Consider the following 26,927-nt stretch of genomic DNA (forward strand, 5'->3'; position numbering starts at 1 on the left):
AAGCAAAATATGTCCGAATCCGCGGGCGGGCTCTTCGACTTTGTCGGGATACTAGCCGTGTTCTTTCTCGTCGCTGCCAATGGCTTCTTCGTCGCCGCCGAATTCGCACTGGTTTCGATGAGGCGCAGCCGTGTTGCCGAGCTCGTCGCGGCCGGTCGCATGAATGCCTCCGCTCTCCAGCGCGCCATCGACAATCTCGACGCCAATCTCGCCGCCACCCAGCTCGGCATCACCATCTCGTCGCTGGCTCTGGGCTGGGTCGGCGAGCCGGCACTCGCCCACCTGATCGAACCGCTGCTCTCCTGGCTGCCTGAGCCATGGGTAACGACCGGCGCCCATACCGTTGCGATCGTCATCGCTTTCGTCATCATCACGGCGCTGCATATCGTGCTCGGCGAGCTCGCGCCCAAAAGTCTGGCGCTGCAGCGCAGCGAGGCCACCTCGCTTGCGGTCGTGCGGCCCCTCGGCCTCTTCCTGCTATTGTTCAAGCCGGCGATCTTCACCTTGAACGGCATGGGCAACCTTGTGCTGCGAGCCGTCGGCCTTCGCGCCGGAACCGGAGAATCCTCGTTCCACTCACCGCAGGAGTTGAAGCTGCTGGTCGCCGAGAGCCAGGAGGCGGGTCTTCTGAACCAGGTGCAGCAGCAACTCGTCGAGCGGGTATTCAACATCGGCGACCGGCCGATCTCCGATATCATGACACCGCGTCTCGACATCGAATGGTTCGATGCCGACGACAGCGAGGCGGAGATTCTGAAGACGATCCGAGAGTGCAGCCATGAGCAGTTGCTGGTCGCCCGCGGCTCGATCGACGAACCCATCGGCATGGTATTGAAGAAGGATCTTCTCGATCAGGTCCTCGACGGCGGCAAGGTCAGGCCGTTGGAGGTGATCAAGCAGCCACTGGTGCTGCATGAGGGTACCAAGGTCGTACGCGTCATCGACAGCTTCAAGGCGTCGCCCGTACGCCTCGCCATCGTCGTCGACGAATATGGCAGTCTCGAGGGTATCGTCACCCAGACCGACCTGCTCGAGGCCATCGCCGGCGATCTGCCGGGCGCCGACGAGGAGCCCGACATCGTCGTGCGGGAAGACGGTTCGCTGCTGATCGACGCAATGATGCCGGCCTTCGATGCCTTCGAACGGCTCGGCCTCAGGGATCGCCCCGACGCCGATTTCCATACGCTGGCGGGCTTCGCGCTGCATCAGCTTCAACATATCCCGGAAGCCGGCGAAACCTTCCTCTTCGAAGACTGGCGCTTCGAGGTGCTCGACATGGACGGCATGCGCATTGACAAGATGCTCGCGACCCGCATTCCCGTCGAGGGAGCAGAGGTCTGATCAATTCATCGCCAGTGTCCAGAGCATGCCGGCGATCGCACAGCCGAAGAGCGTCGTGATAACCGAGGTCTTGAAGCGGAAGAGCGCGATGGCGGCGGCGGCGGAAAGCGCGATTGCCGCCGGTACGGCAGATTGCAGCTCTGGAATATCGAGCCGCAGGTTGCCGAAACTGACCTGCGCGACTTCGGCAAACAGCGTATGCAGCCCGAACCAGATGGCGAGGTTGAGAATGACTCCGACCACCGCTGCCGTGATCGCCGACATTGCCCCGGCAAGCGCCACATTGCCGCGCAGCTTTTCGATGAAGGGCGCGCCGAGGAATATCCAGAGGAAACAGGGCACGAAGGTCACCCATGTCGTCAGGATCGCGGCAAGGGTGGCGGCAAGCATCGGATCGAGCGAGCCGGGATTGCGAAAGGCGGCCATGAAGCCGACAAACTGGAGCACCATGATCAGCGGCCCCGGCGTGGTCTCGGCCATTCCGAGACCGTCCAGCATCTCGCCGGGTTTCAGCCAGCCGAAATGCTGCACGGCCTGCGCGACATAGGCGAGCGCGGCATAGGCGCCGCCGAAGGTGACGACCGCCATCTTGCTGAAGAACAGGCCGATCTGGCTGAAGACGTCACCTTGTCCGAAGAACGCGTAAAGGGCGGCGACCGGCGCCAGCCAGAGGGCGAGCAGTATAGCCGATATGCGCAGCGACCAGGCGAGGTTGGCGCGCGCATGCGCGGGAATACCCTCGCCCAGCGCCGATTCGGCATCCGACAGCACCGCGCCGCTTGCGGCCTTGTGGCCGCCGCCCGGACTAAAGGCAGCAAGCCCGGACTGGCCGCCGAGGAACCCCCCGATGCCGGCGGCCAGCACGATCAGCGGGAACGGCACGTGGAAGAAGAAGATGGCGACGAAGGCCACGGCCGCGATGGCAAGCATGACGCGGTTCCTCAGCGCGCGGCTGCCGATGCGGATGACTGCCTGCACGACGACGGCAAGGACGGCCGCCTTCAGGCCGAAGAACAGGCCGGCGACGATGCCGATGCTGCCGTAAGCCGCGTAGATATAGCTGAGGCCGAGGATCGACAGGAAGCCCGGCAGCACGAAGAGCACGCCGGCGACGAGACCGCCCAATGTGCGGTGCATCAGCCAGCCGATATAGACGGCGAGCTGCTGGGCCTCCGGCCCAGGAAGCAGCATGCAATAATTCAGGGCATGCAGGAAGCGGTGCTCGCCGATCCATCGCTTTTCGTCGACGATGATCCGGTGCATGACGGCGATCTGGCCGGCCGGGCCGCCGAAGCTCAAGGCGGCGACGCGCAGCCACACCCGGAAGGCCTCCCCGAACGAAACGCCGTGGTGATGCCCCTCGCCCGCGTCTTTCTTGCCCGCCTGTCCAGCCGGCGCATTCTCCGTCATATCGACCATCTCATGCCCTCTTTTTCGGCGCGGGCCAGTTGTGGGTCTCGTCGGTCGCATCACGGCACCAGCGGAAGAAGGCATCGTAGAGAAGCATTCCGGCCTCGAGTTGCTCCAGATCGTCGGAATACATTCTGGAGAGGCCGAGCGAGGCGGCAAGCAGACCGGACGCCTCGGGTGCCAGATCGAGCCTGCCCGTATCCGCCGCCCTGACGATCCGCGCCAGGCGCAAGAGCGGTTCGGACGCCAACCCGAATTCCTCGACCATCACGTCGAAGGTGCAGAGCTCGCCGCGATGGCTCCAGAACACGTCCTCGATATCGAAGGGCGCAGCTCCGAAGCGCTCGCCGACGGCGACAACCTCAGGGGCCGGCACGAACAGGAACACGGCGTTCGGATCGACGAAGCGCCGGATCAGCCAGGGACAGGCGATGCGGTCGATCTTCGGCCGCGCCCTGGTCACCCAGACGGTGCGCCCCAGCCCGTCGCGGCGCGGCAGTTTCGCCTCGGGCACCGTTGGTCCGGCCGCGGCCCAGGCTTCAAAACCGCCTTCGAGGCTTTCCGCCTCGATCCCCGCATGCCTGAGATAAGCGGCGACGCCGTGGCTGAGCTTGGCTCCCCTGTGGCAGACCACGACGACGGCATCGGCATCGATGCCATCAGCCCACGACGCAACCTCGGCGTGGTCGCGCCGGATCGAGCCCGGCACCAGGCGCGGATCGAGCGCGAAATCCTCGTCCGTGCGGACGTCGATGATGCAGGGCGCACCGGGTGTTCCGATGAGGCGGCTGAGCTTGTCGGGAGATATTTCGAGAAATGACGGCATCACGCGTCCCTCCGTTGATCGGTTGTACCGGACGCGATTCTTCAGCATGTCGCCTCGTGGGGTGATCGCAACCCCAGAACCAAAGCATTGGCAAAGACACCCCGTCCTGTCAAGGACGACGCTTCCGCTGCGGTTAGGTCCGTCTATACGGCGGCTGTGCCGTACATATGACAGCCAGCGATCTCCTCAGGTGTCATCCCCCGCAATTGCCTTTCGCTACCGCTCGAGAAGCCGCTCCAACCCCAAAAACCCCGGCAATACAAACGCTTCGCCGCCAGAATGGAACAAAAGTCCCGCTCGTCCATTTCTCACACACCGAAAGAGGAGAAAGTACCATGACGTACGACCCCAATAATGCCAACGATCCGAACCGCCCGCTGAACCCGAACCTGGACCTGCGCACGACGCCGCCGGCGCGCAGCAGCAATACGTGGGTTGTTTGGGTTGCTGCATTGGCCGTGATCGCTGTTGCTGCATTCGCCTATTCGCAGTGGAGCAGCACATCTCCCGGCACTTCGCCGGATACGACAGCCTCCACGACCCAGTCCGAGCCGGCCCCGGCTAAGCCGATCGCTCCGACCGATAACAGCGCAACGCCTGCTCCGGCACCTGCACCGGCCACCCCGCCGGCCGCTCCTGCCCAGCAGTAATCGCTGCCCGGTCATAAGGAGCCGCGCTAGATGCCTCCTTGGCGTATCCGGCAGGACACGCCAAGGAGGATCTATGCAATGATCCCGGGGAACTGGTGACGCGCCGGCACGGCTTCTTTTCTACGGCCGGCCCTTGAATAACCGCAATCGGCACTTATTTAGAGATTATTAAATTTGTCTCTGACGGCTGACCACGGATGTACTGGCAGCCGTCATTGAGACAGATCGAGGAAGGTCGGTGCGAGTTTCGCCCGGCCTTTTTTCTTGGCCTGTCGGGCAAGACCGGGCGATTTCACGCTCGCCGCGTGAAGCGCCCCTGCAGCCCGATGTTAGTTGGGAATCCTGTTGTAGAAGGATTGCGGATCGTACACGCACTCGTAGTCGAGAACGCACATCTTCCCGTCTCTATCCCTCACCGTTGCAGTGTCGTACTTGTCACCCAGATTGCATCGGGCCGGCGGATAACGGAAGCTGCGACCGCCGATGCCCATGCGCACGAAAACGGCTTTGTCCTTACGGATGATTTGCGCAAGCTCCTTGCAGCTGTGATCCCTGGCATTGACCTCTACCGCCTCGGCGGCAAGGGCTGCGGACGGAAACAACAGGGCGAAGGCCAAAAAGAGGCTTTTCATGGGAACTCCTGGACGCGAGAGCGTGATGAACGACAAAAAACGTGAGCGGTTTTGGATGATATCCCACGCAACTGAGAACGAATTCTTCAGGGGAAATTATAGGGCGACGCCGGGTCGAACACGCAGGCATAGTCCAGAACGCAAGTCCTCCCTTCGGCATCGCCAACGCTTGTCGTGCTGCGCTTGTCGCCCATGTCGCACTGCGCCGGCGGGTAGCGGAAGCTGCGGCCGCCGAGGCCGACACGGACAAAGACCTTCTTGTTCTGCCGGATGATCTGCGCAAGCTCGCTGCAGCTGTGGTCCCCCGCTTTGACCTCCACTGCGCTCGCTGCAAAGGCCGGCAGCGGCAAGGATAAAGCCACGATGAATATGACGGTTCTCATGACCCCTCCCGTTAATAGGGGAGAGATAGGGTGCGCAGGTCGACACGGCCAGTCATGCCGAGACATGCGGTCGGCCTAGAAACAAGACCATGCGCTGACGCTATTCAATCAATCTTATCAAGAGATTTGGTGGGTGATGTAGGGCTCGAACCTACGACCCGCTGATTAAGAGTCAGCTGCTCTACCAACTGAGCTAATCACCCGTTCGCGCTTGGCTGCGCGGTGTGACGGGGCGTATAAACAGGATCGGCAGGCTTGTCCAGCGCATCAGCGAAAATTCTTTGGTTAATCTCAAAGATTTTTCCGCAGCGCCGAAATGCGGCACACACTCCTAGAACTCGGAATCGATCTTCGAGAGGGATGATGCGCCAATTCAAGGTGATAGAGCGTCCCGGCTGACGGAGCGCGGCGCTCTCGCAAACTCAAAGCTCAAGTGTGCCGCTCGCCAGCCGCACCGCCTGGCCGCCGATCCGCGCGTTGGAAATCGTCCCGCCTTCGACATCGATATGCAGGTGGATGAAGGACGGACGACCCATCTCGACGCCCTGCTCAATCATGATCGGGTGGTGCCCGTCCGTAAGCCGGTCAAAATGGCGGATTGCTCCGGAGAGCGCCGCCGCCGCCGCGCCGGTGGCCGGATCTTCGACGATGCCCATGCCGCTGGCGAACATGCGCGCATGGAACTTCGCAACGTGGTTGACGCCGCCGCGGCAATAGACATAGGCCGAGGCAAGCGCGCCATCGGCGAAGGGCACGATCTTTTCCCAAAGCTGCGGATCGAATTCCACCCGCTGAGCCGTGCCGACATCGTGCACCGGAATGAGCAGAAACGGAACGCCGGCGCTCCAGACCGAGGGGACGTGATTTTCAAAGCCGATTTCGGTGACCTTCAGCGACAGCGCATCGGCGATGCCGAGCTTGTCGAGCGGCATGACGGCTTGCTGCGATTTGCGCGGCAGGTCAAATTCGGCAAAGCTCGCCTCACCCTGCCTCAGCCGCACGGCGCAACGCACCGGCCCGACGTTTTCCTCGAGCACCATGACGAGATCGAGGGCCGCTGCGCCATGAGCCCGCTCGGCCAGCGCCACCGCAGTGCCGACCGTGGGATGGCCGGCAAAGGGCAGCTCGCGGCCCGGCGTGAAGATTCTGAGCTTCGCCGCGTAGGCGGGATTGGTCGAAGGCTGCACGAAAACCGTTTCGGAGAGATTGATCTCTCGGGTGATCGCCTGCATCGCCTCGTCGCTGAGATCGTCGCCGTCGAAAACCACTGCGAGTGGGTTGCCCGCAAGCTTTCGATCGGTGAACACGTCATAGACGCTGTAGCTTCGCGCCACATCGGCCTCCTTGAATCGATCGTCGGGCCGTCAACCTGCCCGACCGTGCGACCGAGTGCAAGGCGCTAACTCGGGTAAGAACAACCCGTCGCCGGCCGGAGACGTCTGCACTCGGCAATTTGCGCGGGATCGTTAATGAAAATCGATCTTTCTCGGAAGCGCTTGGCGAGCGTGGTACCCCCCAAGGGGTCTCGAAGGACGAGGTCGGCCTCTGATTGCCGCGCGCTATGCGCCCCTCTTCCCGAAATACCAGTCAATCACCGGCAGCATCGCGATGTTATACGGATAAGCGTTCCGATCAGCCGAACGGATCGCCACCGCACCCGCGATCTCCTTGTCTTCGGCAACCAGCATGTGGGCCTCGATCCGCTCGACCATCTCGTCGGCCGTCAGGTCGAAACGGAAGAGCCTCAGCAACGTCACCGTACGCCTGGCGTGGCTGGCAAAGAGCCCCTGCCCCGCCACCGAATCGGAAAGATTAAGGCCGGTTTCCTCGAGCACCTCGCGGCGCATGTTGGCCTCGATGTCGCAGCGCCCGTCGAAGATATCCTCGGGTTCCAACGAGCCGGCGGCGAAATAGACCTGGCCGGGATTGGCGGTGTGCGCACCCATGCGGATCGCAACCAGCGCGCCGTCGGAGCTTTCGAGCACGGGATAGGCGAAGATGTGCAGCCCGCCTTGGCGCTGCGGCTGGCGGCGCCAGTACATGAAGGCGGAAAAAGGCGTGACGTAGCCCTCACCCGAAATTCCCTCCTCGCCGAGCGACAGCCGCTGCTGGAAGATCAGGCGCCCGTCGAAGAGTGCCGGGTTGGCGGCGATCTCCCTCAGCCAATTCTCGCGGATCGCCGATTCCTCGGCGGCGACGAAAGGATGAGTGCCGGGCAGGACGCGGAGATCGACGCCGGCGATGGGGAAGACCGTAGCTTCCGGCGGCCAGCCGGCGAAATCATCGGAAAAATCAGTGTTCGGAAAATTTATCTTCAAATTCGTTTTCATGGGAGATCCAGTGTGATGACGACGGGGCAATGGTCGGAGGCCTTCGGCCGGTCCCAGCCGGTACGAGGATAACGCTCCACCTCCTGGCCCGGCGGGAAGATGGTGCGGTAGGGTTGGCCGCTGCGGATGATCTCGGGCAGGCGTCCGGCATTAAGGGCGGCAAGTGCGGGCGAAAGCCAGATATAATCGAGCTGGCAGAGGTGCTGCTCCTGCGGCCCGCGCGCATGATAAAGCGTCCAGCGGTCGAGGGGCTGACGACGGCGGACGACATTTTCAGCAAAGCTGTCATGGCTGAAGACGTCGAGCGCGCTCTCGGTCTCCACCTGATGCTCGAAACGATAGCCGGCGCCACGCCGCCCAACGACGTCGACGCGCTCCTGATAGTCATTCATGTCGCCGCAGATGGCAAAGCTCTTCGAGGCTGTGTGGCCGGCGCCGAAGCGGTCCTCGATGATGCGGCGCACGGCGCGCGCCTCGGCGCGACGGAGCGGCAGTGTCGATTGCCGGCCGTCCAGGCCGTCGCGCGCACTGCCCATCGACTTGAAATGCACTACATAGAGCGAGAAAGGCCTGCCGCCGATCAGGAGGTCGAGTTCCAGGCAGTCCCGCTTGAATATCTTGTCGTCGATACGATTGGTAAGCGCCAGTTCCTCGTCGAAGAGATCGAAATCGCGATAGGTCGTCATCGCATGGCTTCTGATATCTCTAAGCTCGATCTTCTGGCCATCGCGCGTTTCCTCGCGCATCAGCACGGCGACATCGATGCCGCGGCTGTCATTGCCCTCGACCAGGAATTTCTGCCGATAGCCGTTTCCGACCATGCGGAAGAGATAACCGTATTCGAACGCCTGAAGGGCGGCCATATTGTCGATTTCCTGCAGGCAGAGAATATCGGCGTCGGCATCCGCGATCGCCAGCGCCGTCATCTGCCTCGTATCATCGGTGGCGGCGATCACGCGCGCTTGCTCGAGCTGCTGGTAGACGCCCTCGCTGTTCACCTCGAAAAGCTTGATGACGCGATCCTGGCGCAGCTGGTTGCGAAAACCCGTGAGATCGAAACGGGTCAGCAGGTTTTCGACGTTGAAGGTGGCGAGGCGGAGCGACATGAGAAAGGTCCGGTTGCGCGCAGTACCTTATCCGGCAATCGCCGCAGGAAAAGATGGCAGGGCCAAGAAAATTGCGGATAAGCTTGGCTTCCAGGACCGAAACAAGCCGCGTCGGCATCCGGTTCCGCACGGCTGCGTGTCTGGTAGGCTACAAGCCCCGATAGTCCGCAAATATCAGAACTAGAATAATGCATGCCCGGCGAACCGATCGCCTCAACGCGTTTTTCCACGGCGCTTAGAAATATTCAACTTCTTTCGATTCGGAACGAGGCATCGGCGACTTTCAACATTATCGCCAAGCTTCAACGACCGTAAGGGTCACCCGCCTCCGTCAAAGCCGCCATCCGGCACGGATGACGACGCGTATCTTCTCGCCGGCCCCGACAACGGCGCGGCTGAAGGCGCGCAACGTCTGGCCGTTTCCGAGCGTCAGTTTGACGGCGTAGCGCTCGCCCTCGAACAGCACGGATTCGACGGTCGCGGGAGCGCCCTCGCCGCCGATGATCACATCCTCCGGCCGCACCAGAATATCGGCGCCATCGGTATTGGCCGCCTGCAGCGCATCCTGCAGCTCGTCCCACTCCAGATGGCGCTCGCCGCCCATGATAGGCAGCGTCAGGATTGCGCCGCGCCCGATCAGCCCGCCGACGATTCGTCCTTCCGGGCGGGCATAGATTTCGGCCGGCGGCGCCACCTGTAGCAAGCGTCCTTCGGACATGACGGCGACGTCGGTCGCCAGCGCCATTGCCTCGCTCTGATCGTGGGTGACGTAGATCATCGTTGCGCCCGAGCGCTGGTGGAAGTCGCGAAAAGTCTCCTCCATCTCCTGCTTCAGGTGCCGGTCGAGATTGGCGAGCGGTTCGTCAAGCAGCACGACATCGGGCGACGTCACCAGGCAGCGGGCGAGCGCCACGCGCTGGCGCTGGCCGCCGGAGAGATCGGCCGGCCGCCGCCCGGCATGATCGGCAAGCCGCACCGCGGAAAGCGCCTCGCCGACCTTCGCCCGGTATGCCTCGCCCAAGACACCGCGCACCTTCAGGGGATAGCCGACATTGTCGGCGACGCTCATATGCGGCCAGAGCGCATAGGACTGGAAGACCATCGCCATGTTGCGCTTCTCGGGCGGCAGCGACTGGGCGGCATCTGCCAGCAGCCGCTCACCGAGATGAATCGAGCCGTCGGAGGGCGTCTCGAAACCAGCGATCATTCGCAGCACCGTCGTCTTGCCGCAGCCGGAAGGCCCGAGCAGCGCCAGAAAGCCGCCGTCGCGCACATCGAGCGAAAAGCCGCTGACGGCCGCCCGCCCGGTGCCGAAATCCTTGGCCACCTGGTTGAGGATCAGTTGCGCCACGGGACCACCCCTTTCGGCAGGCGTTTGGACAGGAGTTCCAAGAGCAGCATTAGGACGACGACCATCAGCACGACGAGTACTGACAGTGCCGAGGCAAGGTCGGAACTGCCGCTGTCGTCGAGATTGTAGATCGCGACGCCGAGCGTCTGGGTGCCGGCCGACCAGAGCAGCGCCGAGATCGTCAGCTCGTTGCAGGCGATGAGAAAGACGAGGATGACGGAAGCGCCGGCGGCCGGCGCGATCAGCGGCACGATGATATCGGAAAGCCTGCGGAAGAAGCCGGCGCCGGAAAGCCGCGCGGCCTCTTCCAGCGCCGGATCGAGCTGGTGGAAGGCGCTGACGACAGGCTTCAGGCTGGCGGCGAAGAAGGAGGAAAAATAGGCAATAAGGGTGATCCAGATCGTCCCGTAGAGCGAGACGTGCAGGACGGGGATCGGTGCCGCGAAGACGAGAATGAAGGAGACCGCCATGACGATGCCCGGCAGCGAATAGGGTATCTCGATCAGGCTGGAAACGATCCGCGACGCCATGTCTCTGCGTCGCGTCAGTGCATAGGCCGCAAGCACTGTCACCACAAGCAGACCAAGTGCGGTCGCGCCGGCAAGCGACAGCGAATTAACGAAGGCCGTGCGTGTCACCGCCTGCCGGAATAGGATCTCCTGAAAGGCATGCAGCGACATAGTCTTGAAGGTGAGTGGTACGCCATAAGCCGGCACCAGCGCACCGGCAACAAGCGCGAAGAAGGGGGCGGCCAGCATGAAGAACAGGATCGCCCAGAGGAGCGGCGGGAAGGCGAAGCGCCAGGGGCCGAACTCGAAGACGGCACTTGCCCCCGACAGGCCGATGACGCGATAGTCGCGGCCTCTGAGCGCCCGGTCCTGGATCATCAAGCCTGCGACCGAGATCATGGCGATGATGCCGGAGAGCACGGCGACATCACCGAAGGTGCGGCTGGTGAAGGCAGAGAATTTGGTGAAGATGAGCGTCGGCAGCGTGTAGATCGAGGCCGGGATGCCGAGAATGGCGGGAATGCCGAAATTGCCGGTGCAGGAGACGAAGGAGATCGCCGCGCCGGCGATGATGCCGGGCAGAGACAGCGGCAGGATGATGTCGCGGAACACCCTGAGGCTCAAGGCGCCGGAAAGCCGCGCGGCCTCGACGCCGTCGCGCGGCAGCGTCATCAGCCCGGCGCGCAGCGCCAGATAGACCAGCGGCGCATGCTGCACGCCATAGAGCAGCGCAATGCCGCCCACCGAATAGAGCGGCTGCGGCGAACCCAGCGGCGGCGCAAGCGAGAGCGCCTTCAACAGCGGGCTCGACGGCCCCGACATCTGCACCCAGGCAAGTGCCGTCACCTGCGGCGGGATCATCATCGGCAGCACGAAGAAGAAGCTGAGCAACCCCTTGCCGCTGATATCGGTCAGCGTCAGCACGAAGGCGAAGAGGCAGCCGATGGCAAGGGAAATGATCGTGCCCAGGACCGCGGTGACGATGGTGTAATAGGTGGCCTGCCAGAGTGACGGTTCGCTCAGCACATCGATGACGCCGCCGCTGGCGAAGGCCACGATCCCGACCATGGCGAGGCGGGCGAGCGGCAGCACGCTGAAGATCAGGACTGATATGACGATAAAAGGAAACAGCCAGGCGGGCTGGCTGTTTCCCGGTCTCACATATCCTTGCATGGCTGGATCAGTTCGAGCCGTAAATACCGGAGAAGGTCTTCAGATCCTGATCGGTATTTTTCAACGCTTCCGCTGCCTTGATCGGCAGGACCTTAATGGTATCGCGCGCCGGGAAACCTTCCGGCAGCTTCATGCCGTTGCGGGCCGGGATATAGCCGAGCTTCAGGAAGCCTTCCTGGCCCTTTTCCGAGAGCACGTAATCGACGAACTTCTTGGCAGCCTCTGCATTCTTGGTGCTGGCAAGGATGCCGACCGGCTCGGTGACGGCCGAAACGCCTTCGCTCGGGAAGACAAATTCGACGGGTGCGCCCTTGGCCTTCTCGCGGATCGGCAGATAGTCGACGACCATGCCGTAGGCCTTCTCGCCGGAGGCGACCGACTTCAGGACGGCGCCATTGCCGCCGGCAGCGATCGCGCCGTTTTCGGCAAGCGCCTTGTAATAATCCCAGCCGAGGCCGGGAACTGCGGCCAGCGTCTGGGCGTGGATCAGCGCAGCACCCGAAGCGAGCGGGCTCGGCATGGTAACGAAGCCCTTGGTCTCAGGCTTCGTCAGGTCCTTCCAGCTCGTCGGCTTCATCGCGGCCGAGGTGTTGTACATGATGCCTGTCGTGATCAGCTTGGTCGAGTAATAATAGCCGTCGGCGTCATAGAGGCTGGCGTCGTATCCTGCGGCTTCCGGCGACTTGTAAGCGAGCAGCTTGCCGTCTTCCTTGAGGCGCTCCAGCGTCACCATGTCGGCGATGAGGAGGACGTCGGCGACCGGATTGCCGGCCTGGATCTCGGCCTGAAGCTTGGCGATGATCTTCGGCGTGCCGTCGCGCACCCAGTCGACCTTGATGTCAGGATTGGCGGCCATGAAGCCGTCGACCGTCGCCTGCGCGTCTTCGTTAGGCTGGCTGGTGTAGAGAACGAGGCTTGCGGCCGAAGCCGGAACGGCAAGGAGGCTCGCGGCGAGAAGAGCAGCGGCGGAAACGATCGTCTTCATGGGAGGGGTCCTCGGGAATTGCGTCACCCCTCCCTTATTAGTGGTCGTTGACAGAGATGTGACAGGAGGCAGCAGCTGCGCTGCGCCCTGAAACCACTGCGTTGCCGTCGCCTCTCCGATAGACGCTACTTCGCGGCCTCTTCGACGACTTCCGCCACCTTCTGCGGCTGCGAAACCATAACGACGTGGGACGCGCCCTCGACCACGACGGTCCGCTTGGAGCCTGCCCGCTCGGCCATGAAGGCAAGGGCTGCGGCCGGGATATTCTTGTCGCCGGTGCCGTAGACGAACCACGACGGCAGCTTCTTCCAGGCAGGCTCACCGGATTTTTCGGTCAGGGCCGCTTCGGTGATTGGCCGCTGGGCCGCCGCCATCAGGGCCGCCTGTTCAGCCGGCACGTCGCTGGCGAACTGATCACGGAATTTGGCCTGGTCGATAGAGAGGTCGACGCCGCCTGCGCTGAGCTTCACCGGGGCTGCAAGCGCTGCGCCCAGGGTGCCGCCGGGAAATTTGCCAGCGAGGTCGGCAACCGATTCCCCGGCCTCCGGCGCGAAGGCCGCGACATAGACCAGCGACTTGACGTTGTCGTGGCCATTCGCGGCGGTCGAGATCACCTGCCCGCCATAGGAATGGCCGACGAGGACGACGGGGCCGGCAATGCTGCCGAGGACGTCGGAAACATAGGCGGCGTCGCCCGAAACGCTACGCAGCGGATTGGCGGCAGCGACGACCGGGAAGCCGTCCTTGCGCAGGATCTCGACAACGCCGTTCCAGCTGGAGGAATCGGCAAAGGCGCCGTGAACGAGGACGACGGTCGGCTTGGCCGGCTGAGCGACGGCAGCACCGGGCAGAAGAGCGGCCGCCAGGGCGGCGACAGCAGCGAACTTGAACATGGGTCATATCCTTTCGTCGTTGAGATTCAATGGGAGCCGAACCGGGAGCCACCAGCTGCATTCCCTTCGGCTTGTTATTTGTAAGCGATTTACTTGTACACAATCTAAATAAGGGACGGCATGCCGGACGTCAATAGCTTGCAAATAGATCGTGCACAAATTACATTGAAATCAGAGGAGAGCGTGATGAAAAACACCCGAACGAATGATCTCGCCGACGTGCCGAAAATCGATGAAATGCTTTGCTTTTCAATCTATTCGGCAGGCCATGCCTTCAACCAGCTTTACCGCCCGCTGCTCGATGAGCTGGACCTGACCTATCCACAATTCCTAGTGATGACGGCCCTGTGGGCGCGTGATGACCGCACGGTGAAGGATCTCGGCGAGACACTTTTCCTTGACTCCAGCACCCTCACCCCGCTCTTGAAGCGGCTGGAAAATGTCGGCCTCGTCACCCGCAATCGCAACCCCGCCGACGAGCGCCAGGTGCTTCTCCGCCTGACACAGAAGGGACAGGCCCTCAAGAGCCGCGCCACCCATGTGTTCGACTGCATCGCCAAAGCCGTCGGTCTCGACGTCGAAACCGTCGGCAGGATTCGCGATACGATCGCTTCGCTTCGCGACAACATTCAGAGGAAAAACAAGGACGAGACCTGACGCGGCCTGGACCCGCCGTCTGATCGCTCCGTTCAGGATGATTCCCGTCGACAAGCCAATCACATATTGTACGATCTGCCGCGCGGCTCACGCCCCCCACGATCGATCGCAGTCTCTGGGCGGCAATCTCGCCGGCCCTCACGCAGGCGTGAACCTGCCGCCATTGCCATTCTACCGCGTTGAGGTACGTCAATCGCGTTTGATGAAGGAGGAGTTTCGATGGAATATCGTCTGCTCGGCCGCTCCGGCCTGAAGGTTTCGACTTTGACTATGGGCACCATGACCTTCGGCGGGGTCGGCTGGGCGAAGATGGTCGGCGATCTCGGCGTCTCCGAGGCGAAAAAGATGATAGATATGTGCATCGATGCCGGCATCAATCTGATCGATACCGCCAACGTCTATTCGTCAGGCGAATGCGAAAACATCATCGGCGATGCGCTCGCCGGCAAGCGGCCGCAGGGCGTACTGCTCGCTACCAAGGCGCGCTTCGGCATGGGCGACGGTCCGAACGACCGCGGCCTGTCGCGCTACCACCTGATCCGCGAATGCGAGGCGAGCCTCAAGCGCCTGAAGACCGACGTCATCGACCTCTACCAGGTGCATGAATGGGACGGCCAGACGCCGCTCGAAGAGACGATTGAAGCGCTCGACACGCTGATCAAGCAGGGAAAGGTGCGCTATGTCGGCTGCTCGAACTACTCCGGCTGGCACATTATGAAGGCGCTCGGCATCGCCAATGAGCATCGCTACCAGCGCTTCGTCAGCCAGCAGATCCATTACACGCTCGAAGCGCGCGATGCCGAATACGAGCTGCTGCCGATTTCGATCGACCAGGGCCTGGGCGTGCTGGTCTGGAGCCCGCTTGCCGGCGGGCTGCTTTCCGGCAAACACCGCCGCAACCAGGCCGCTCCCGAGGGAACGCGCCAGTTCGCCGGCTGGACCGAGCCGCCGATCCGCGACGAAAACCGCCTCTGGAACATCGTCGAGACGCTGGTGGCAATCGGCGAAGAGCGCGGCGTCTCGGCGGCCCAGGTGGCGCTTGCCTGGTTGATCGGCCGCAAGGCGGTCACCTCGGTCATCATCGGCGGGCGCACCGAAGCCCAGTTCCGTGACAACATCGCCGCTGCCGAGCTGAAACTCATGGATGAGGAGCGCAAGCGTCTCGACGCCGTCAGCCTGCCGCCGGTGATCTATCCCTATTGGCACCAGCTGAATACGGCGAGCGACCGGCTCGGCGAAGCCGACCTCGAGCTTTTCGGCCCGCATCTCCAGCAATAGCGAGAGAAGATCAGGCATGACACGGTGAAAGACAGCGTCCTTTCCTCAGAGAAGAAGGCGGAAGCAGTTCCCTCCCCTCCCTCATTCCTGTGCTCGTCACAGGAATCCAGCGTGCCCAAGTCCTTGGGCACGAGAGAGTCTTTCACGAATAGGAGTTCAATCACGGCGCGGACGCGCCGTGGCTGGATTCCTGTGACGAGCACAGGAATGAGGGATGAGAGGGCGTGCCATGCAGCCCCTCATCTGCCTTCAGGCATCTTCTTGGATGAAAAAAATGTAGGATATTGATGCTTGCCGGGCGGGTGGCCGCCCGCCCGGCAGCTGGTTGTCGGATCGTCACCTTCTTAGCCGTTTTGGGCTGTGGGGAGCAGGATCGCAACCGGCTCTTCATCTGGCCCGTGTGGTTGCAGGAACCTTGGGGTTCGTATCCAAGACAGGGACGACGAAGATGACCGATAATAGCATGATCTGTGCCGGAATCGATGTCGGCAAAAGCCATCTCGACATTGCCCTCCATCCCGGTAAGGCAAGGCTGAGGGTCACGTACGACACCGCTGGCCTGAAGGCGCTTGACGCCTTTCTTCGAGAGCATGACGTCAGCCGCATCGGCTTCGAAGCCTCCGGCGGCTATGAATGGCGGCTGCTGGCGCATCTGCGGGCCGGCAAGCGGCCGGCGGCGCGTCTGCAGCCGGCGCAGTTGCGCTTCTTTGCCAAGAGCCGGCTCAAGCGGGCCAAGAACGATCGGCTCGATGCCGTGCTGATTGCGCTCTTCACGGCAAGTCTCGAGCAGTTGCCGGCGCTGCCGGACGCACGCTTCGACAAGTTGGCCGCCGAACTGACCTATCTGGAACAGATCGAGCAGCAGATCGCGCTGGTCAAGACCTTTGCCGAGACCGCCTTGTCGGAGGCGATCAAACGCCGCCACCTGCGCGAGGTCGCCCGCCTCGAAACCTGCCGCAAGGCCCATCTGCTGCGGCTCGAAAAGACGGTTCGCGACGATTGCGACCTGGCGCAACGGCTCGATCTGCTGATCTCCATCAAGGGGATCGGGCTGCGCAGCGCCCTGTGCTTGATCATTCGGCTGCCCGAACTCGGCCATGCCAGCCGCGCCGAGATCGCCGCCCTTGCCGGCGTCGCACCCTATGACGACGATAGCGGAAAATATCACGGCAGACGCCGCATCCAGGGTGGTCGCGAACGCCTGCGAAAGAGCCTGTTCATGTGCGCATTCACGGCAACCCGGCACAATCCGGATCTCGCCGCTTTCTACACGCGCTTGCGTCAGAGCGGAAAGGAGCACCTGTGCGCCGTTATAGCCGTCGCCCGAAAACTCATCGTTCTCGCCAACACAATCCTCTTTCGAAAGACCGAATGGACGCCACAACACCGCAAGAATTAAACATGGTTGCTCCCCGATGGGGAGAAGCGGAATGGTCTCGTTTCCTAGAAACGTCTGCAGTGGAAATTGAAGCGAGCGGCTTGCTCCATCTTCTCCCCAGCGGGGGTCCGAAGGACGGGTTGAGACCCGTGGCTCAACCCCAGTCGATGGCCCGAGGGGTCGGATAGGGCCATACGGCACAACAGTTTTGTTGCACCCCACTCCCAACACTCACCCACCAATCTCAGTGATCAACTTACCTAACCGACCAATGCCATCCTCGATCATCTGCTCATTCGCGCAGGAGAAGCTGACGCGGAAGGTGTTGGCGCCGGAGCCGTCGGCGAAGAAGGCTTTGCCGGGCACGAAGGCGACCTTGGCGGTCTCGAGCGATTTCGCCAGCAGCTTGGCGCCGTCCATGCCTTCCGGCAGCGTGATCCAGATGAACATGCCGCCTTCCGGCTTCGTCCAGCTCGTGCCCTTGGGCATGTACTTCTCGAGCGCCGCCAGCATGCAGTCGCGGCGATGGCTGTAGGCCGCTTTAATCTTGGCAACCTGCTTGTCGAGACCGCGCACGGCGACATCGGATATCGCCATTTGATTGATCGTTGAGGAATGCAGGTCAGCCGCCTGCTTCATCAGCACCAGCTTGCGGATGACAGGCGCATTGGCGACGATGAAGCCGACGCGAAGGCCGGGCGCCAGCGTCTTGGAAAAGCTGCCGCAATAGATCGTGCGCGTGTCGTTGATATGGCCCTTCTCGGCGATCTCCAACGCCAGGATCGGCGGGATCGGCTCGCCGTCGTAACGCAGCGACTGGTAGGCGGCATCCTCGATGACGGCAATGTCGAGCTCTTCGGCGAGCGCCAGCACCCGCTTGCGGCCGGCGAGATCGACGGTTTCGCCGGTCGGATTGGAGAAATCTGCGGAGAGATAGGCGAATTTCACCTTGCCGCCGGCAGCCGCAGCCGCCACGCGGTAGGACTCGGGCGTCCGGTTGCCGCTCGGCGTCAGTTGGTCATAGGCCGGCTCATAGGCATTGAAGGCCTGCAGCGCGCCAAGATAGGTCGGCCAGGTCACGAGCGCGGTATCATTGGGCGAAAGAAAGAGCTTTCCGAGATAATCGAGCCCCTGCTGTGAGCCGGAGACAATGAAGACATTGTCGAGCTCGCAGGGAATGCCGAGGGCGGCCATCTGCTTGACCAGCCATTCGCGCAGCGGCTTGTAGCCTTCGCTGACCGAATATTGCAGCGCCGAATTGACGGCGGCACCTGCGAAGATATCGGCATAGGCCCGCTGGAATTCCTCGGCCGGAAACAGCGCCGGATCCGGAATGCCGCCGGCAAAGGAAATAATGTCGGGCTGGTCGAGAAGCTTCAGGAGCTCGCGGATTTCGGATGCGCGCATGCGCGATGAGCGCGACGCAAACATGGTGTCCCAGTTCAGCATGGAGGTTTCCTCGTATTTTCTGTACCGCCGACAAATCATGCGGCGGAAATTATGTCAATAATGCTGACCTATTTTCTTTGTCATAACGATAAGTTGGAGATCACATATTCCAAAGCCTGGGTATGAAATTCGCGAACGTCATTCCCGATAAGAATGAAGTTCCCGAATCGACCGATGGTGACGCCATCCTCGATCGCAGGCGCTCGATTCCGAATTTGTTGCTCGACGTCAGCCACCTCAAGCGATTATTACGCTGATCAAGCCGAAACCGGCTGCTTCAGACCTTTCCAAAACCGGCTCGGCGGCGGTAGTGTCGCCGCCACTATTCAATTTACTATCAAGGTGCCAGCAATGACCGTGATGTCGGCCTCTCCCGAAATCAAAATCGAACTCCACAAGACCCCCGTCTCGGACGCCGACCGCATCCAGGCACTTGAGACGCCCGGCTTCGGCAAGATCTTCACGGATCACATGGTCCTGGCGCGATGGACGGCCGACAAGGGCTGGCATGATACGAAGGTTACGCCCAGGCGACCCTTGGAGCTCGATCCTGCGAGCGCCGTGCTGCATTACGCTCAGGAAATCTTCGAAGGCATGAAAGCCTACAAGGCTGACGATGGCCGGATTCTGCTCTTTCGGCCTGAAGAGAACGCACGCCGCTTCGCGCAATCGGCAACCCGCATGGCGATGCCTCCCGTGCCCGAAGAACTCTTTTTGAAGGCGGTCGAAGCACTGGTCCGCGTCGACAAGGCCTGGATTCCGGCTGGCGACGCCAGCCTCTACCTTCGCCCCTTCATGTTCGCCAACGAGGCGTTTCTCGGCGTTCGTCCGGCTCAGGAATATATCTTCTGCATCATCGCCTCACCGGTCGGCGCCTACTTCAAGGGCGGCGCGAAGGCCGTCTCTCTTTGGGTCGAAACGGAATACACCCGTGCAGCCAGCGGCGGCACCGGCGCTGCAAAATGCGGCGGAAACTACGCAGCCAGCCTCGTGGCGCAAGCGGAAGCCGCGAAGAGGGGTTGCGATCAGGTCGTCTTCCTGGATGCCGCGGAGCATCGCTGGGTCGAAGAACTCGGCGGCATGAACGTCTTCTTCGTGATGAATGATGGATCGATGGTGACCCCGCCCCTTGGCGGCACGATCCTGCCGGGCATCACTCGGGCTTCCGTCATCGTGCTCGCAGAAGAAAGGGGCTTGCGCGTGGAGCAGCGTCCCTATTCCTTCGCGGAATGGCAGGAGGATGCCGCCAGCGGCAGGCTTGTCGAAGCGTTCGCTTGCGGCACTGCCGCAGTCCTGGCGGGCATCGGCCTGGTTCGACATGCCGGCGGCGAGTTTCTGGTCGGAGACGGACAGACTGGCAAGCTGACCAGCGAACTGCGACAGCAGCTCGTCAGTCTGCAGAAGGGCGTAACGAACGATGAGCACGGCTGGACGCGCCTGATCCCGGCCTGACCTTCAGACCTTTCACGCGAACGGCGGCGCCAGCACTGACATGGTGGGCGCCGCTCTCGGCCTCGCCTTCAAAGCGGCCGGGCTGACGACAGTTCTCGAACTCGCCGACGCCGATGCAATCATTAAAGAAGACTGACCCTCATGTGACCCAAGCGCTCGACGGCGGGCGGCAACGCTTCTATCACGGGGTGGGGAATCGTAACAGGCATCAGGGACAGCTGAACCGGCACGCACGGACGGCAGGAAATTCAATGGCGAAAATGACGATCTCGCTTCCGGATAATCTGGCGGATTACATCTCGCGCCGTGTCGCAAGCGGCAGATACGACAGCGCCGACGCATTCCTGGCGGAGCTGATCGCGAAGGACCAGGACCATCGTAAGCTCGAGGACGACGAACTGCGCGAGATCCTGAGGCAGGCCGAGGAGACTGGTATCAGCGACCGGCGCATTCCCGACATTTTGTTGGAAACGAAGGTGAAGCTGCGTGACATCAACCTATAGGCTGACCCGAACGGCCGACGCCGTACTGTCAGGCATCGACGAATATGCCAATCTACATTTCGGCGAGGCGCAGGCGGATGCCTATCTTCTTGACTGGGATCGGATTTTAATACTTCTGTCGCGCGTGCCCTCCATGGGCGATGAGTGCGACGCACTTGGCGCCGGCCTGCGCCGCCTCCTCCACATGCGTCATGTCGCCTTCTACCGGCAAATACCCGACGGCATCCTCGTCATCGACATCATCGGCGCCGACCGGCTTGCCGAAAGGCATCTCCAATCCAACCGACGATCCGGACCGGCCGCTCCCCATGCCCCATGACAGCACCTCCGCCTTCTACGACAATAACGCAGCGATATACGCCAATCGCGCGCGCAGCCTGCCGAAACAGAAGCTCGACACTTTTCTTGCCCGACTTGCGCCGGGGGCCGCAATCCTCGAACTTGGCTGCGGCGGCGGACAGGACAGTGCCTACATGCTCTCTCAAGGCTTCGACGTGACGCCAACCGACGGTTCACCCGAACTCGCGGCACAAGCCGAGGCGCGAATCGGCAGGGAGGTCAGGGTCATGCTGTTTGAGGATCTCAACGCCGAGGCCGCGTTCGACGGCGTCTGGGCCGAAGCGAGCCTCCTTCATGTCCCGAGAACGACCCTGGACGACGTCTTCGCCCGCATTCACCGCGCGCTCAGAACCGGCGGCATCCTCCACGCAAGCTTCAAGTCGGGAGAAGCCGAAGGGCATGATGGCTTCGGGCGCTATTACAACTATCCATCCGCCCATTGGCTTTCGGCGCTTCTGACGGCAGGCGGCTGGCGCAACCTCGCCGTCGAGGAAAGCGATGGCGGCGGATATGACGGCAGGCCGACCCGCTGGCTCATCGTGAGTGCGCAACGATAAAGGTCGGAGCTTCGCCCCGTGTTTGGCGGCAGTCTTGGCGCCCGCCGCGCGTTCAGGCGACAACATCGTACTCCTCCCGCGCATGTCACGGGAATGATGGACGGAATTTAACTGCCTCCCTACATTGTCACTCCGGCGGTACGCGCGAAAGGCAGCAGCCGCTATTGGTCGAGGAGGCGGTTCGTAAGCCAGTCCCGCTGCAACGGAACCATCCGCTGCCTCCACGGTTGAATCGTATATCTGCGCACTTGCCTCTCGGAGCATGCCATGGCTGTACTTTCACCCGACGATAGAGACGCGGCCGCCTATCCGATACAGTCGCTCTTCGTCCCGTTCCCTTTCGTCTGCTTCACGCTTGCGCTCGCGACCGATATCGCCTTCTGGCAGAGCAACAACCTCATGTGGCAAAACTTCTCCGCCTGGCTGTTGTGCGCCGGCCTCGTGTTCGGTGTGATTGCGATCCTGGCTGGTTTGATTGACCTCGCGCGGCCCCGGACCCGTCCGTTGCGGTCGGCTTTCCCGTCTGTGCTTCTCTACCTGATCATCCTCGCCCTTGCCTTCCTGAACAGCCTTGTCCATGCCGGCGACGGATGGACTGCCGTCGTGCCTTATGGACTGGCGCTCTCGGCCGTTACTTCAGCGCTTTGCCTGGTGGCAGCCGCTGTTTCCGCCCGCAAATATGCCAGATTGGCCTGGAGGGTATGATGATGAGATCCCTCATTCTCGCCACCTCGGTTCTATCGCTTTTCCTCGGATTCGGTACGTCGGCGCGGGAGGCCGAATTCGATTTGTCGCAGCAGATCGGCCCGGATCCGGTTCTGCCTGAGCCATCTTCCTCCCTGATATTTGATGTGAAGGTCGCGGAAGTGGTCGGCTGGAAGGAAGGAGAGACTCCTGCCGTTCCCGACGGCTTGAAGATCAGTGCCTATGCGAAGGGCCTTGCCAATCCACGCACGGTCCATACCCTGCCAAACGGCGACGTGCTCGTCGTCCAGTCCCGCGGCCCGACCGGCGAACCGACCTCGCGGCCGAAGGATCTCATCCGCGGCTGGATCATGTCGATCGCCCACGGTGGCAGCGGTGAACAGAAAGAGAGCAATATCATTACGCTGCTGCGTGACACCAATCGCGACGGCACCGTCGATGAACGCCATGACCTGCTGAAGAAGCTCGATTCTCCCTTCGGCCTTGCCTGGATAGACAATACGCTTTACGTCGCCACGACGAGCGCCATCCTGGCCTACCCTTACGAACTCGGACGGAACGAGGTCGCCGCGCAGCCGAAAATCCTGACGCCGCTTCCCGGCGGCCCGATTAATCATCATTGGACAAAGGATCTGGCCCTCAGCCCCGACGGCCTGACGCTCTATGTCTCGGTCGGATCGAATTCCAATATCGTTGAGAACGGGCTCGAAGCAGAAAAAGGTCGTGCAGCGGTCTGGCAGGTCGACCGGCAGACCGGCGCGGCCCGCGTTTTCGCCTCCGGTCTGCGCAACCCGAACGGCCTTGCCTTCAACCCCGAAACGGGTGCGCTCTGGGTTGTCGTCAATGAGCGTGACGAGCTCGGCCCAAACCTCGTTCCCGACTATATGACCTCTGTGGAGGACGGCGGCTTCTACGGCTGGCCTTGGAGCTACTACGGCAACCACGTCGACGCTCGCGTTCATCCGCCACGAACCGACATGGTCGAAAAGGCAATCCGACCGGACTACGCCCTGTCCAGCCATGTTGCCGCGCTCGGATTGACCTTCTCGATGAATTCCGCGCTTCCAGCCGCATACGCCAACGGCGCCTTCATCGGCGAGCACGGCAGCTGGAACCGGAATAGCTTCAATGGTTACAAAGTTGTCTTCGTACCGTTCCAGAATGGCAAGCCATCTGGCAAGGCGCAGGACGTCGTCACAGGCTTTATCCAGGGCGATCAGGCAAAAGGGCGACCGGTCGGAGTGGGGATCGATGGGACGGGAGCGTTGCTTGTTGCCGATGATGCCGGCAATACCGTTTGGCGCGTCGCTTCATCCGACGGCAAAGTTACGCCGCAGCCAATTGGCACCGACCAGCTTTCCGGGAATCCGCAAAGCTCGACGAATTCGAACACGGCGCGGACTTTCGATTCGAACCCCGGCATCGGAACGGAAACGACGAATTCCACCACCCAAACCGAGGGACATCGAGCCTCGGCCGACGAGCGCTTGACGGGCCAGAAACCACTTTCCGGACCGCCGGACAAGTTTCAGCCTGTGCAGATGCAGATTGCCCCTGCGGCCGGCCCCTAAGGACTTGGTGGAGGCCCAATTCGGAAGAAGGACTGAAATGACATCCGGATAAACGCCAACGGAGGTTTGGCATGCCGACCACATCCCGGAAGTTCAAACGACTCCTAAGCGCGCTATCGCTCACCGTGGCGATCCTCCCCCTATCGCTCCAGGCGAACGCACAGGCGCCGCCTGACAAATGCGTCGCCCCGTCACAGTCAAACCAGGATCGCGATTCAGCGGATGACCATCAAGATCTCTCCAAGAAACTGGATGACTGCAACGGCGAACTCAGGCCTCCTCCCATCGGCGACACCGAAATGGTGGAACCGGCGCCCGACACCGGTAATTCGCGCATCATCCGTCCGGGAGATATGCCGCCCAACACCAATCCGTCGCACAATTCTGATGACTAAATTCACCGTCCAGAGATCTGTTTGTCGGCCGAGAAGGACCATCTCGCACACAATTGGCGGGTTTTTCTTCTTCAGCGGGAACCGAAAACCATCAAGAGGGTTCGACCACATCTGACGAAGCCGGCTCAAGCTGAACATGCCGCAGGTATCTCAAAAGCGGACGAAGACTGGAGGGGGAGATACCGAAGATCCCTTATTGACCACCTGTCTCCCTGGATGGATCGCCCGTTCGCTCGCCAGAAGCGGAATTCACCGAATGAGCCAATTGGCAGATATGAAGAATGCCGAACTCCTCAAGCTCGCGGGGATCGGCCCCCGGTCCGTCGAGCAGATACGGTCGGCGATCAGAAAATTCAAACGTAACCGGACACACGTCTCGGCGGCGCAGTCGAAGCAATGATCGACGCTGCGGATCGGAGTACGGAATGAACGAGCAGGCTCGACTGGAAAGGGACATCGCAGCCCTGAGGCCATGGTTTCACAACCTGCGAATTAGCGGCGTACAGACCGCGCCTGATCATTTTCTTGGTGACTACCCGTCCTTCAAATGGGCCCACTTTCACCAGGTTGTGCCTGAAGATCTCCGGGGGTGCAGCGTGCTCGACATCGGCTGCAACGCCGGATTCTATGCACTTGAAATGAAAAGAAGAAATGCCGGACGGGTCGTCGGAATCGACTCCGACCCGCATTATCTCAGGCAAGCCGAGTTCGTAGCCAGACAGACAGGTGAGGATATCGAGTTCAAGCTGATGTCGGTGTACGAGGTGGAAAAACTGAAGGAGAGATTTGACCTGGTCCTTTTCATGGGTGTCCTTTATCACCTGCGGCATCCGCTGCTGGCACTCGACCTTCTGCATGAGCATGTCGTCGGCGGCCAGATGCTGTTTCAATGCATGCAGCGGGGGGGAGAGGAAGTCGCGGCACTCAGCGAAAATTACGACTTCTTCAACACGACAATATTTGAGCAGCGCGGCTTTCCCAAAGTGTATTTCTTGGAAGAACGTTACGCTGGCGACCCCACAAATTGGTTCATTCCGAACAAGGCGGCGGTCGAAGCGATGCTGAGAAGCGCCGGGTTTGTCATTCGTGCCAATCCGGAACGGGAAGTTTATCTGGTGGAACATGGAAGCCGCCACCCGATGGCGGAACCGCCTCCGTCACTTTGCTGAAAAACTTCGGATCCAGACCGCTTCCGCAGTCAGGCTCCGATCAACTGCGGCAGGCGGTCCAGGTAGCGTTTGATGGTGCTTTCAATCCGCTCCCTCTCGGCGTCATCGACGCTCGCCCTCGCCTGCGACCACAAACCTATCTGGAAACCGAGATAACATGCCTCGAAAAGCTTGAGCACATCATCGCGCAAATCGCAGTCCGCCTCCTGAGCGACGAGATCGGCAAGACGATAACGCTCCTTACTCGAGAGTTCGAATTCCACGCAGGCGCCCACGACATCCCAGGCAATGTCCTGGCACCCGATCAGATCGTGGGCCGCGTTGTGATCGAGCGCATCCGTCTTCACGATGCGCCCGCTGGTGGTCGTCAGCCATTCCCATGGGTGAAGCCGGTTGTCCGTATCGACCCGTCGCAATCGTCCGGCTAGCCGCTCGGGCGTGCTTATCACGCACCTCAATTTTTCTGCCGTATCCGATCCTGCCGCTTCCGCAATATTGAAAATCGCCATCTCACACAATTTCTGGATCGACGCGCCGCCGTTTTGCGCCGGGAGGTGACGGGCACGAAAACCGAGATAACGTCCGAGGTGATCCGCGATGTCGCGCCTGCTTGCACCACTATGGTCGAGGGGCGTTCCATCCAGCCATTCGTCGATGACAAATCCGTAACAGGTACCGGCAATCTTCGGAATAAAACCGGCTTCGCTTAGCAAGGAGCCTCTTCTGGCCTTGTCCGAGTCGCTCCCGCCAAGCCCGGCAAACTTGACAAGCCACGCCCCTCCTTCGGCTTCCATCAGGAATTTGCGTTTTTCCATCTGCATATAGCTCGGCGGCCAATGTGAAGGATCACGATACCGAACCGCGCGCCATGCGCCACCGGAGAGGTCCCGCCAGGACGAACGTGCAACGCCGACAACATCGGACGCCCATGTCTGCAGACGATGTTTTGGATCTTGGGTCTTGAGGGTCAGCTCGTCGAAGCTGACGACATGGCGTGGCCGATCCCGCCAACGGGTCCGATGCGGCTTGCTTGCATGCGGGCCTAGTTCACCCGTGTGGCTCGGGAAAAAATGAAGCCGATCAGACGCCACGCCGTTGGCCTGCAACCAGTCCGCAACGCAGCCGAACGAGCTCCCCGATAGCCCCGGCCCCTCATCGACGATGGCAAAATCGGTGCGATGGTCGGCGAGAATCCGCTCGGAAAGAGCCGGTGTGACGCGTACGTACCGCTCGAAGGGGTGGCCAGTCGGGCGCAGCGAATAGGCCGGCTCGGCATCCAAGGCTGCAGAAACCAGAGCCGCGAGTCCGGTCCCGATGCTTCGGATCCCGATGACGACTGTTTTAGACGTCGAGTTTGAGATCGAAGCCGCCTCGATATAGCTCTCGGGATACAAAGCATAAAAGGCGTAGCCCTCTGCGCGCTTCATTCGCACCGGATCGGCGCTGGCGAGAGATTCGAGTTTGGTTGTCCAATCCTCTGGAAAGGACAAACTGCCGGAAAACCCGTTTCGCCAAGATTGCATGATCTCCCGTGCCTGCATGCGCAGAAATTTCGCGCCTGCATCCTGAAGCTCGGAGATATCGTCCGCGCCTTTTCCCCCGAATTCCTGATCGGCCAGTCCCTGAACCAGTTCTCCAGTCAGGATGAATGCTCGAACCAGGGTTTCGTGGCGCTGCCGGCTCGGCTGCATTTCGATGCACGCCATCATCAATCTTGAAATCGATGCGCGTACTGCTGCTGCGTTCTCGATGTGCTCGACATCGCCATAGACCAGCATCCGGTCCTCCTTCCTTGCAGCAATGCCTGCCCGAGCTGGTTGGATCATCGTCAGACGCGATCGAAAAAAACGGGAAGGTATCGGGAACCGGCGCAGTTCCCGCTTGT

Annotated in this window: 27 protein-coding genes and 1 tRNA gene; 14 read left to right on the plus strand and 14 right to left on the minus strand. The window is 61.4% G+C overall.

Going from position 1 to position 26,927, the window contains the following annotated elements; all coding sequences use genetic code 11:
• The first annotated feature begins 9 nt into the window (after positions 1–9).
• Positions 10–1,341 carry a hemolysin family protein gene (locus NXC14_RS14105; RefSeq protein ID WP_085778660.1) on the plus strand — a complete coding sequence of 444 codons (1,332 nt, stop codon included), beginning with the start codon at positions 10–12 and terminating at the stop codon, positions 1,339–1,341.
• On the opposite strand, the gene chrA is transcribed toward NXC14_RS14105, so the two are convergent.
• Entirely contained in the window at positions 1,342–2,760 is a 1,419-nt protein-coding gene (gene chrA, locus NXC14_RS14110) for a chromate efflux transporter (RefSeq protein WP_085778661.1), read from the minus strand. It lies immediately after the preceding gene.
• Position 2,761: 1 nt separating this feature from the next.
• Positions 2,762–3,577, minus strand: coding sequence for a sulfurtransferase/chromate resistance protein (locus tag NXC14_RS14115; RefSeq protein ID WP_085778662.1), 816 nt, complete (start codon positions 3,575–3,577; stop codon positions 2,762–2,764).
• A gap of 335 nt (positions 3,578–3,912) precedes the next feature.
• Between NXC14_RS14115 and NXC14_RS14120 the strand changes: the two genes are divergently transcribed.
• A complete protein-coding gene (locus tag NXC14_RS14120; RefSeq protein ID WP_085778663.1) occupies positions 3,913–4,227 on the plus strand; it encodes a hypothetical protein in 315 nt (104 codons plus the stop codon).
• A 329-nt stretch (positions 4,228–4,556) separates the two neighbouring features.
• Here the strand turns inward: NXC14_RS14120 and NXC14_RS14125 are convergent, their stop codons facing one another.
• The 10 genes from NXC14_RS14125 to NXC14_RS14170 all read right to left on the minus strand — a co-directional run bounded on the left by NXC14_RS14125 (position 4,557) and on the right by NXC14_RS14170 (position 13,589).
• Complete coding sequence (locus NXC14_RS14125; RefSeq protein WP_085778664.1) at positions 4,557–4,859, minus strand: hypothetical protein; 303 nt, start codon at positions 4,857–4,859, stop codon at positions 4,557–4,559.
• A gap of 86 nt (positions 4,860–4,945) precedes the next feature.
• Positions 4,946–5,242: a hypothetical protein gene (locus NXC14_RS14130; RefSeq protein ID WP_085778665.1), complete on the minus strand. Its 297-nt coding sequence runs from the start codon at positions 5,240–5,242 to the stop codon at positions 4,946–4,948.
• Between the two features lie 127 nt (positions 5,243–5,369).
• Positions 5,370–5,445: transfer RNA gene (locus NXC14_RS14135), tRNA-Lys, on the minus strand.
• A gap of 219 nt (positions 5,446–5,664) precedes the next feature.
• The gene (locus tag NXC14_RS14140; protein ID WP_085778666.1) at positions 5,665–6,576 is read right to left on the minus strand and encodes a PhzF family phenazine biosynthesis protein; all 912 of its coding nucleotides are present in this window, start codon (positions 6,574–6,576) and stop codon (positions 5,665–5,667) included.
• Between the two features lie 225 nt (positions 6,577–6,801).
• A complete protein-coding gene (locus NXC14_RS14145) occupies positions 6,802–7,572 on the minus strand; it encodes an NUDIX hydrolase (RefSeq protein ID WP_085778667.1) in 771 nt (256 codons plus the stop codon).
• Entirely contained in the window at positions 7,569–8,678 is a 1,110-nt protein-coding gene (locus NXC14_RS14150; RefSeq protein ID WP_085778668.1) for an endonuclease/exonuclease/phosphatase family protein, read from the minus strand. Before NXC14_RS14150 ends, NXC14_RS14145 begins: the two co-directional genes overlap by 4 nt.
• A 331-nt stretch (positions 8,679–9,009) precedes the next feature.
• A complete protein-coding gene (locus NXC14_RS14155; RefSeq protein WP_085778669.1) occupies positions 9,010–10,029 on the minus strand; it encodes an ABC transporter ATP-binding protein in 1,020 nt (339 codons plus the stop codon).
• Complete coding sequence (locus NXC14_RS14160; RefSeq protein WP_085778670.1) at positions 10,017–11,711, minus strand: iron ABC transporter permease; 1,695 nt, start codon at positions 11,709–11,711, stop codon at positions 10,017–10,019. The genes NXC14_RS14155 and NXC14_RS14160 overlap by 13 nt, the downstream gene beginning before the upstream one ends.
• Before the next feature lie 7 nt (positions 11,712–11,718).
• On the minus strand, positions 11,719–12,696 hold the full coding sequence (locus NXC14_RS14165; protein ID WP_085778671.1) for an ABC transporter substrate-binding protein: 978 nt from the start codon (positions 12,694–12,696) through the stop codon (positions 11,719–11,721).
• A 125-nt stretch (positions 12,697–12,821) separates the two neighbouring features.
• Positions 12,822–13,589 (minus strand): alpha/beta hydrolase, encoded by a 768-nt coding sequence (locus NXC14_RS14170; protein ID WP_085778672.1) that lies wholly within the window; start codon positions 13,587–13,589, stop codon positions 12,822–12,824.
• 186 nt (positions 13,590–13,775) lie between these two features.
• Here NXC14_RS14170 and NXC14_RS14175 point away from each other — a divergent pair, with 186 nt between their 5' ends.
• The 3 genes from NXC14_RS14175 to NXC14_RS14185 all read left to right on the plus strand — a co-directional run bounded on the left by NXC14_RS14175 (position 13,776) and on the right by NXC14_RS14185 (position 16,923).
• On the plus strand, positions 13,776–14,246 hold the full coding sequence (locus NXC14_RS14175; RefSeq protein WP_085778673.1) for a MarR family transcriptional regulator: 471 nt from the start codon (positions 13,776–13,778) through the stop codon (positions 14,244–14,246).
• Between the two features lie 219 nt (positions 14,247–14,465).
• A complete protein-coding gene (locus NXC14_RS14180; RefSeq protein WP_085778674.1) occupies positions 14,466–15,524 on the plus strand; it encodes an aldo/keto reductase in 1,059 nt (352 codons plus the stop codon).
• 448 nt (positions 15,525–15,972) lie between these two features.
• Entirely contained in the window at positions 15,973–16,923 is a 951-nt protein-coding gene (locus tag NXC14_RS14185) for an IS110 family transposase (RefSeq protein WP_085778675.1), read from the plus strand.
• Positions 16,924–17,133: 210 nt separating this feature from the next.
• Here NXC14_RS14185 and NXC14_RS14190 read toward each other — a convergent pair whose 3' ends face one another.
• Positions 17,134–18,351 carry a PLP-dependent aminotransferase family protein gene (locus tag NXC14_RS14190; RefSeq protein ID WP_085778676.1) on the minus strand — a complete coding sequence of 406 codons (1,218 nt, stop codon included), beginning with the start codon at positions 18,349–18,351 and terminating at the stop codon, positions 17,134–17,136.
• A gap of 122 nt (positions 18,352–18,473) precedes the next feature.
• On the opposite strand from NXC14_RS14190, the gene NXC14_RS33875 reads away from it, so the two are divergent.
• The 9 genes from NXC14_RS33875 (at position 18,474) to NXC14_RS14230 (ending at position 25,042) form a co-directional block, all read left to right on the plus strand.
• Positions 18,474–18,608 (plus strand): hypothetical protein, encoded by a 135-nt coding sequence (locus NXC14_RS33875; RefSeq protein ID WP_281064495.1) that lies wholly within the window; start codon positions 18,474–18,476, stop codon positions 18,606–18,608.
• 94 nt (positions 18,609–18,702) lie between these two features.
• The gene (locus NXC14_RS14195) at positions 18,703–19,803 is read left to right on the plus strand and encodes a branched-chain amino acid aminotransferase (RefSeq protein ID WP_085778677.1); all 1,101 of its coding nucleotides are present in this window, start codon (positions 18,703–18,705) and stop codon (positions 19,801–19,803) included.
• A 251-nt stretch (positions 19,804–20,054) separates the two neighbouring features.
• Positions 20,055–20,306: a transcriptional regulator gene (locus NXC14_RS14200; RefSeq protein ID WP_085778678.1), complete on the plus strand. Its 252-nt coding sequence runs from the start codon at positions 20,055–20,057 to the stop codon at positions 20,304–20,306.
• On the plus strand, positions 20,290–20,625 hold the full coding sequence (locus NXC14_RS14205; protein WP_085778679.1) for a type II toxin-antitoxin system RelE/ParE family toxin: 336 nt from the start codon (positions 20,290–20,292) through the stop codon (positions 20,623–20,625). Before NXC14_RS14200 ends, NXC14_RS14205 begins: the two co-directional genes overlap by 17 nt.
• Positions 20,615–21,202, plus strand: a complete 588-nt coding sequence (locus NXC14_RS14210; RefSeq protein WP_085778680.1) for a class I SAM-dependent methyltransferase — start codon at positions 20,615–20,617, stop codon at positions 21,200–21,202. The genes NXC14_RS14205 and NXC14_RS14210 overlap by 11 nt, the downstream gene beginning before the upstream one ends.
• 267 nt (positions 21,203–21,469) lie before the next feature.
• Positions 21,470–21,907 (plus strand): DUF2231 domain-containing protein, encoded by a 438-nt coding sequence (locus NXC14_RS14215; RefSeq protein ID WP_085778681.1) that lies wholly within the window; start codon positions 21,470–21,472, stop codon positions 21,905–21,907.
• A complete protein-coding gene (locus tag NXC14_RS14220) occupies positions 21,907–23,478 on the plus strand; it encodes a sorbosone dehydrogenase family protein (RefSeq protein ID WP_085778682.1) in 1,572 nt (523 codons plus the stop codon). Before NXC14_RS14215 ends, NXC14_RS14220 begins: the two co-directional genes overlap by 1 nt.
• Positions 23,479–23,549: 71 nt before the next feature.
• Positions 23,550–23,873, plus strand: coding sequence for a hypothetical protein (locus tag NXC14_RS14225; protein ID WP_085778683.1), 324 nt, complete (start codon positions 23,550–23,552; stop codon positions 23,871–23,873).
• A 425-nt stretch (positions 23,874–24,298) separates the two neighbouring features.
• A complete protein-coding gene (locus NXC14_RS14230; protein ID WP_085778684.1) occupies positions 24,299–25,042 on the plus strand; it encodes a TIGR04290 family methyltransferase in 744 nt (247 codons plus the stop codon).
• A 29-nt stretch (positions 25,043–25,071) separates the two neighbouring features.
• On the opposite strand, the gene NXC14_RS14235 is transcribed toward NXC14_RS14230, so the two are convergent.
• Complete coding sequence (locus NXC14_RS14235; RefSeq protein WP_085778685.1) at positions 25,072–26,820, minus strand: hypothetical protein; 1,749 nt, start codon at positions 26,818–26,820, stop codon at positions 25,072–25,074.
• Positions 26,821–26,927 lie beyond the last annotated feature (107 nt).

Origin of the sequence: Rhizobium sp. NXC14 (assembly GCF_002117485.1) — a bacterium.
Lineage (GTDB): Bacteria > Pseudomonadota > Alphaproteobacteria > Rhizobiales > Rhizobiaceae > Rhizobium.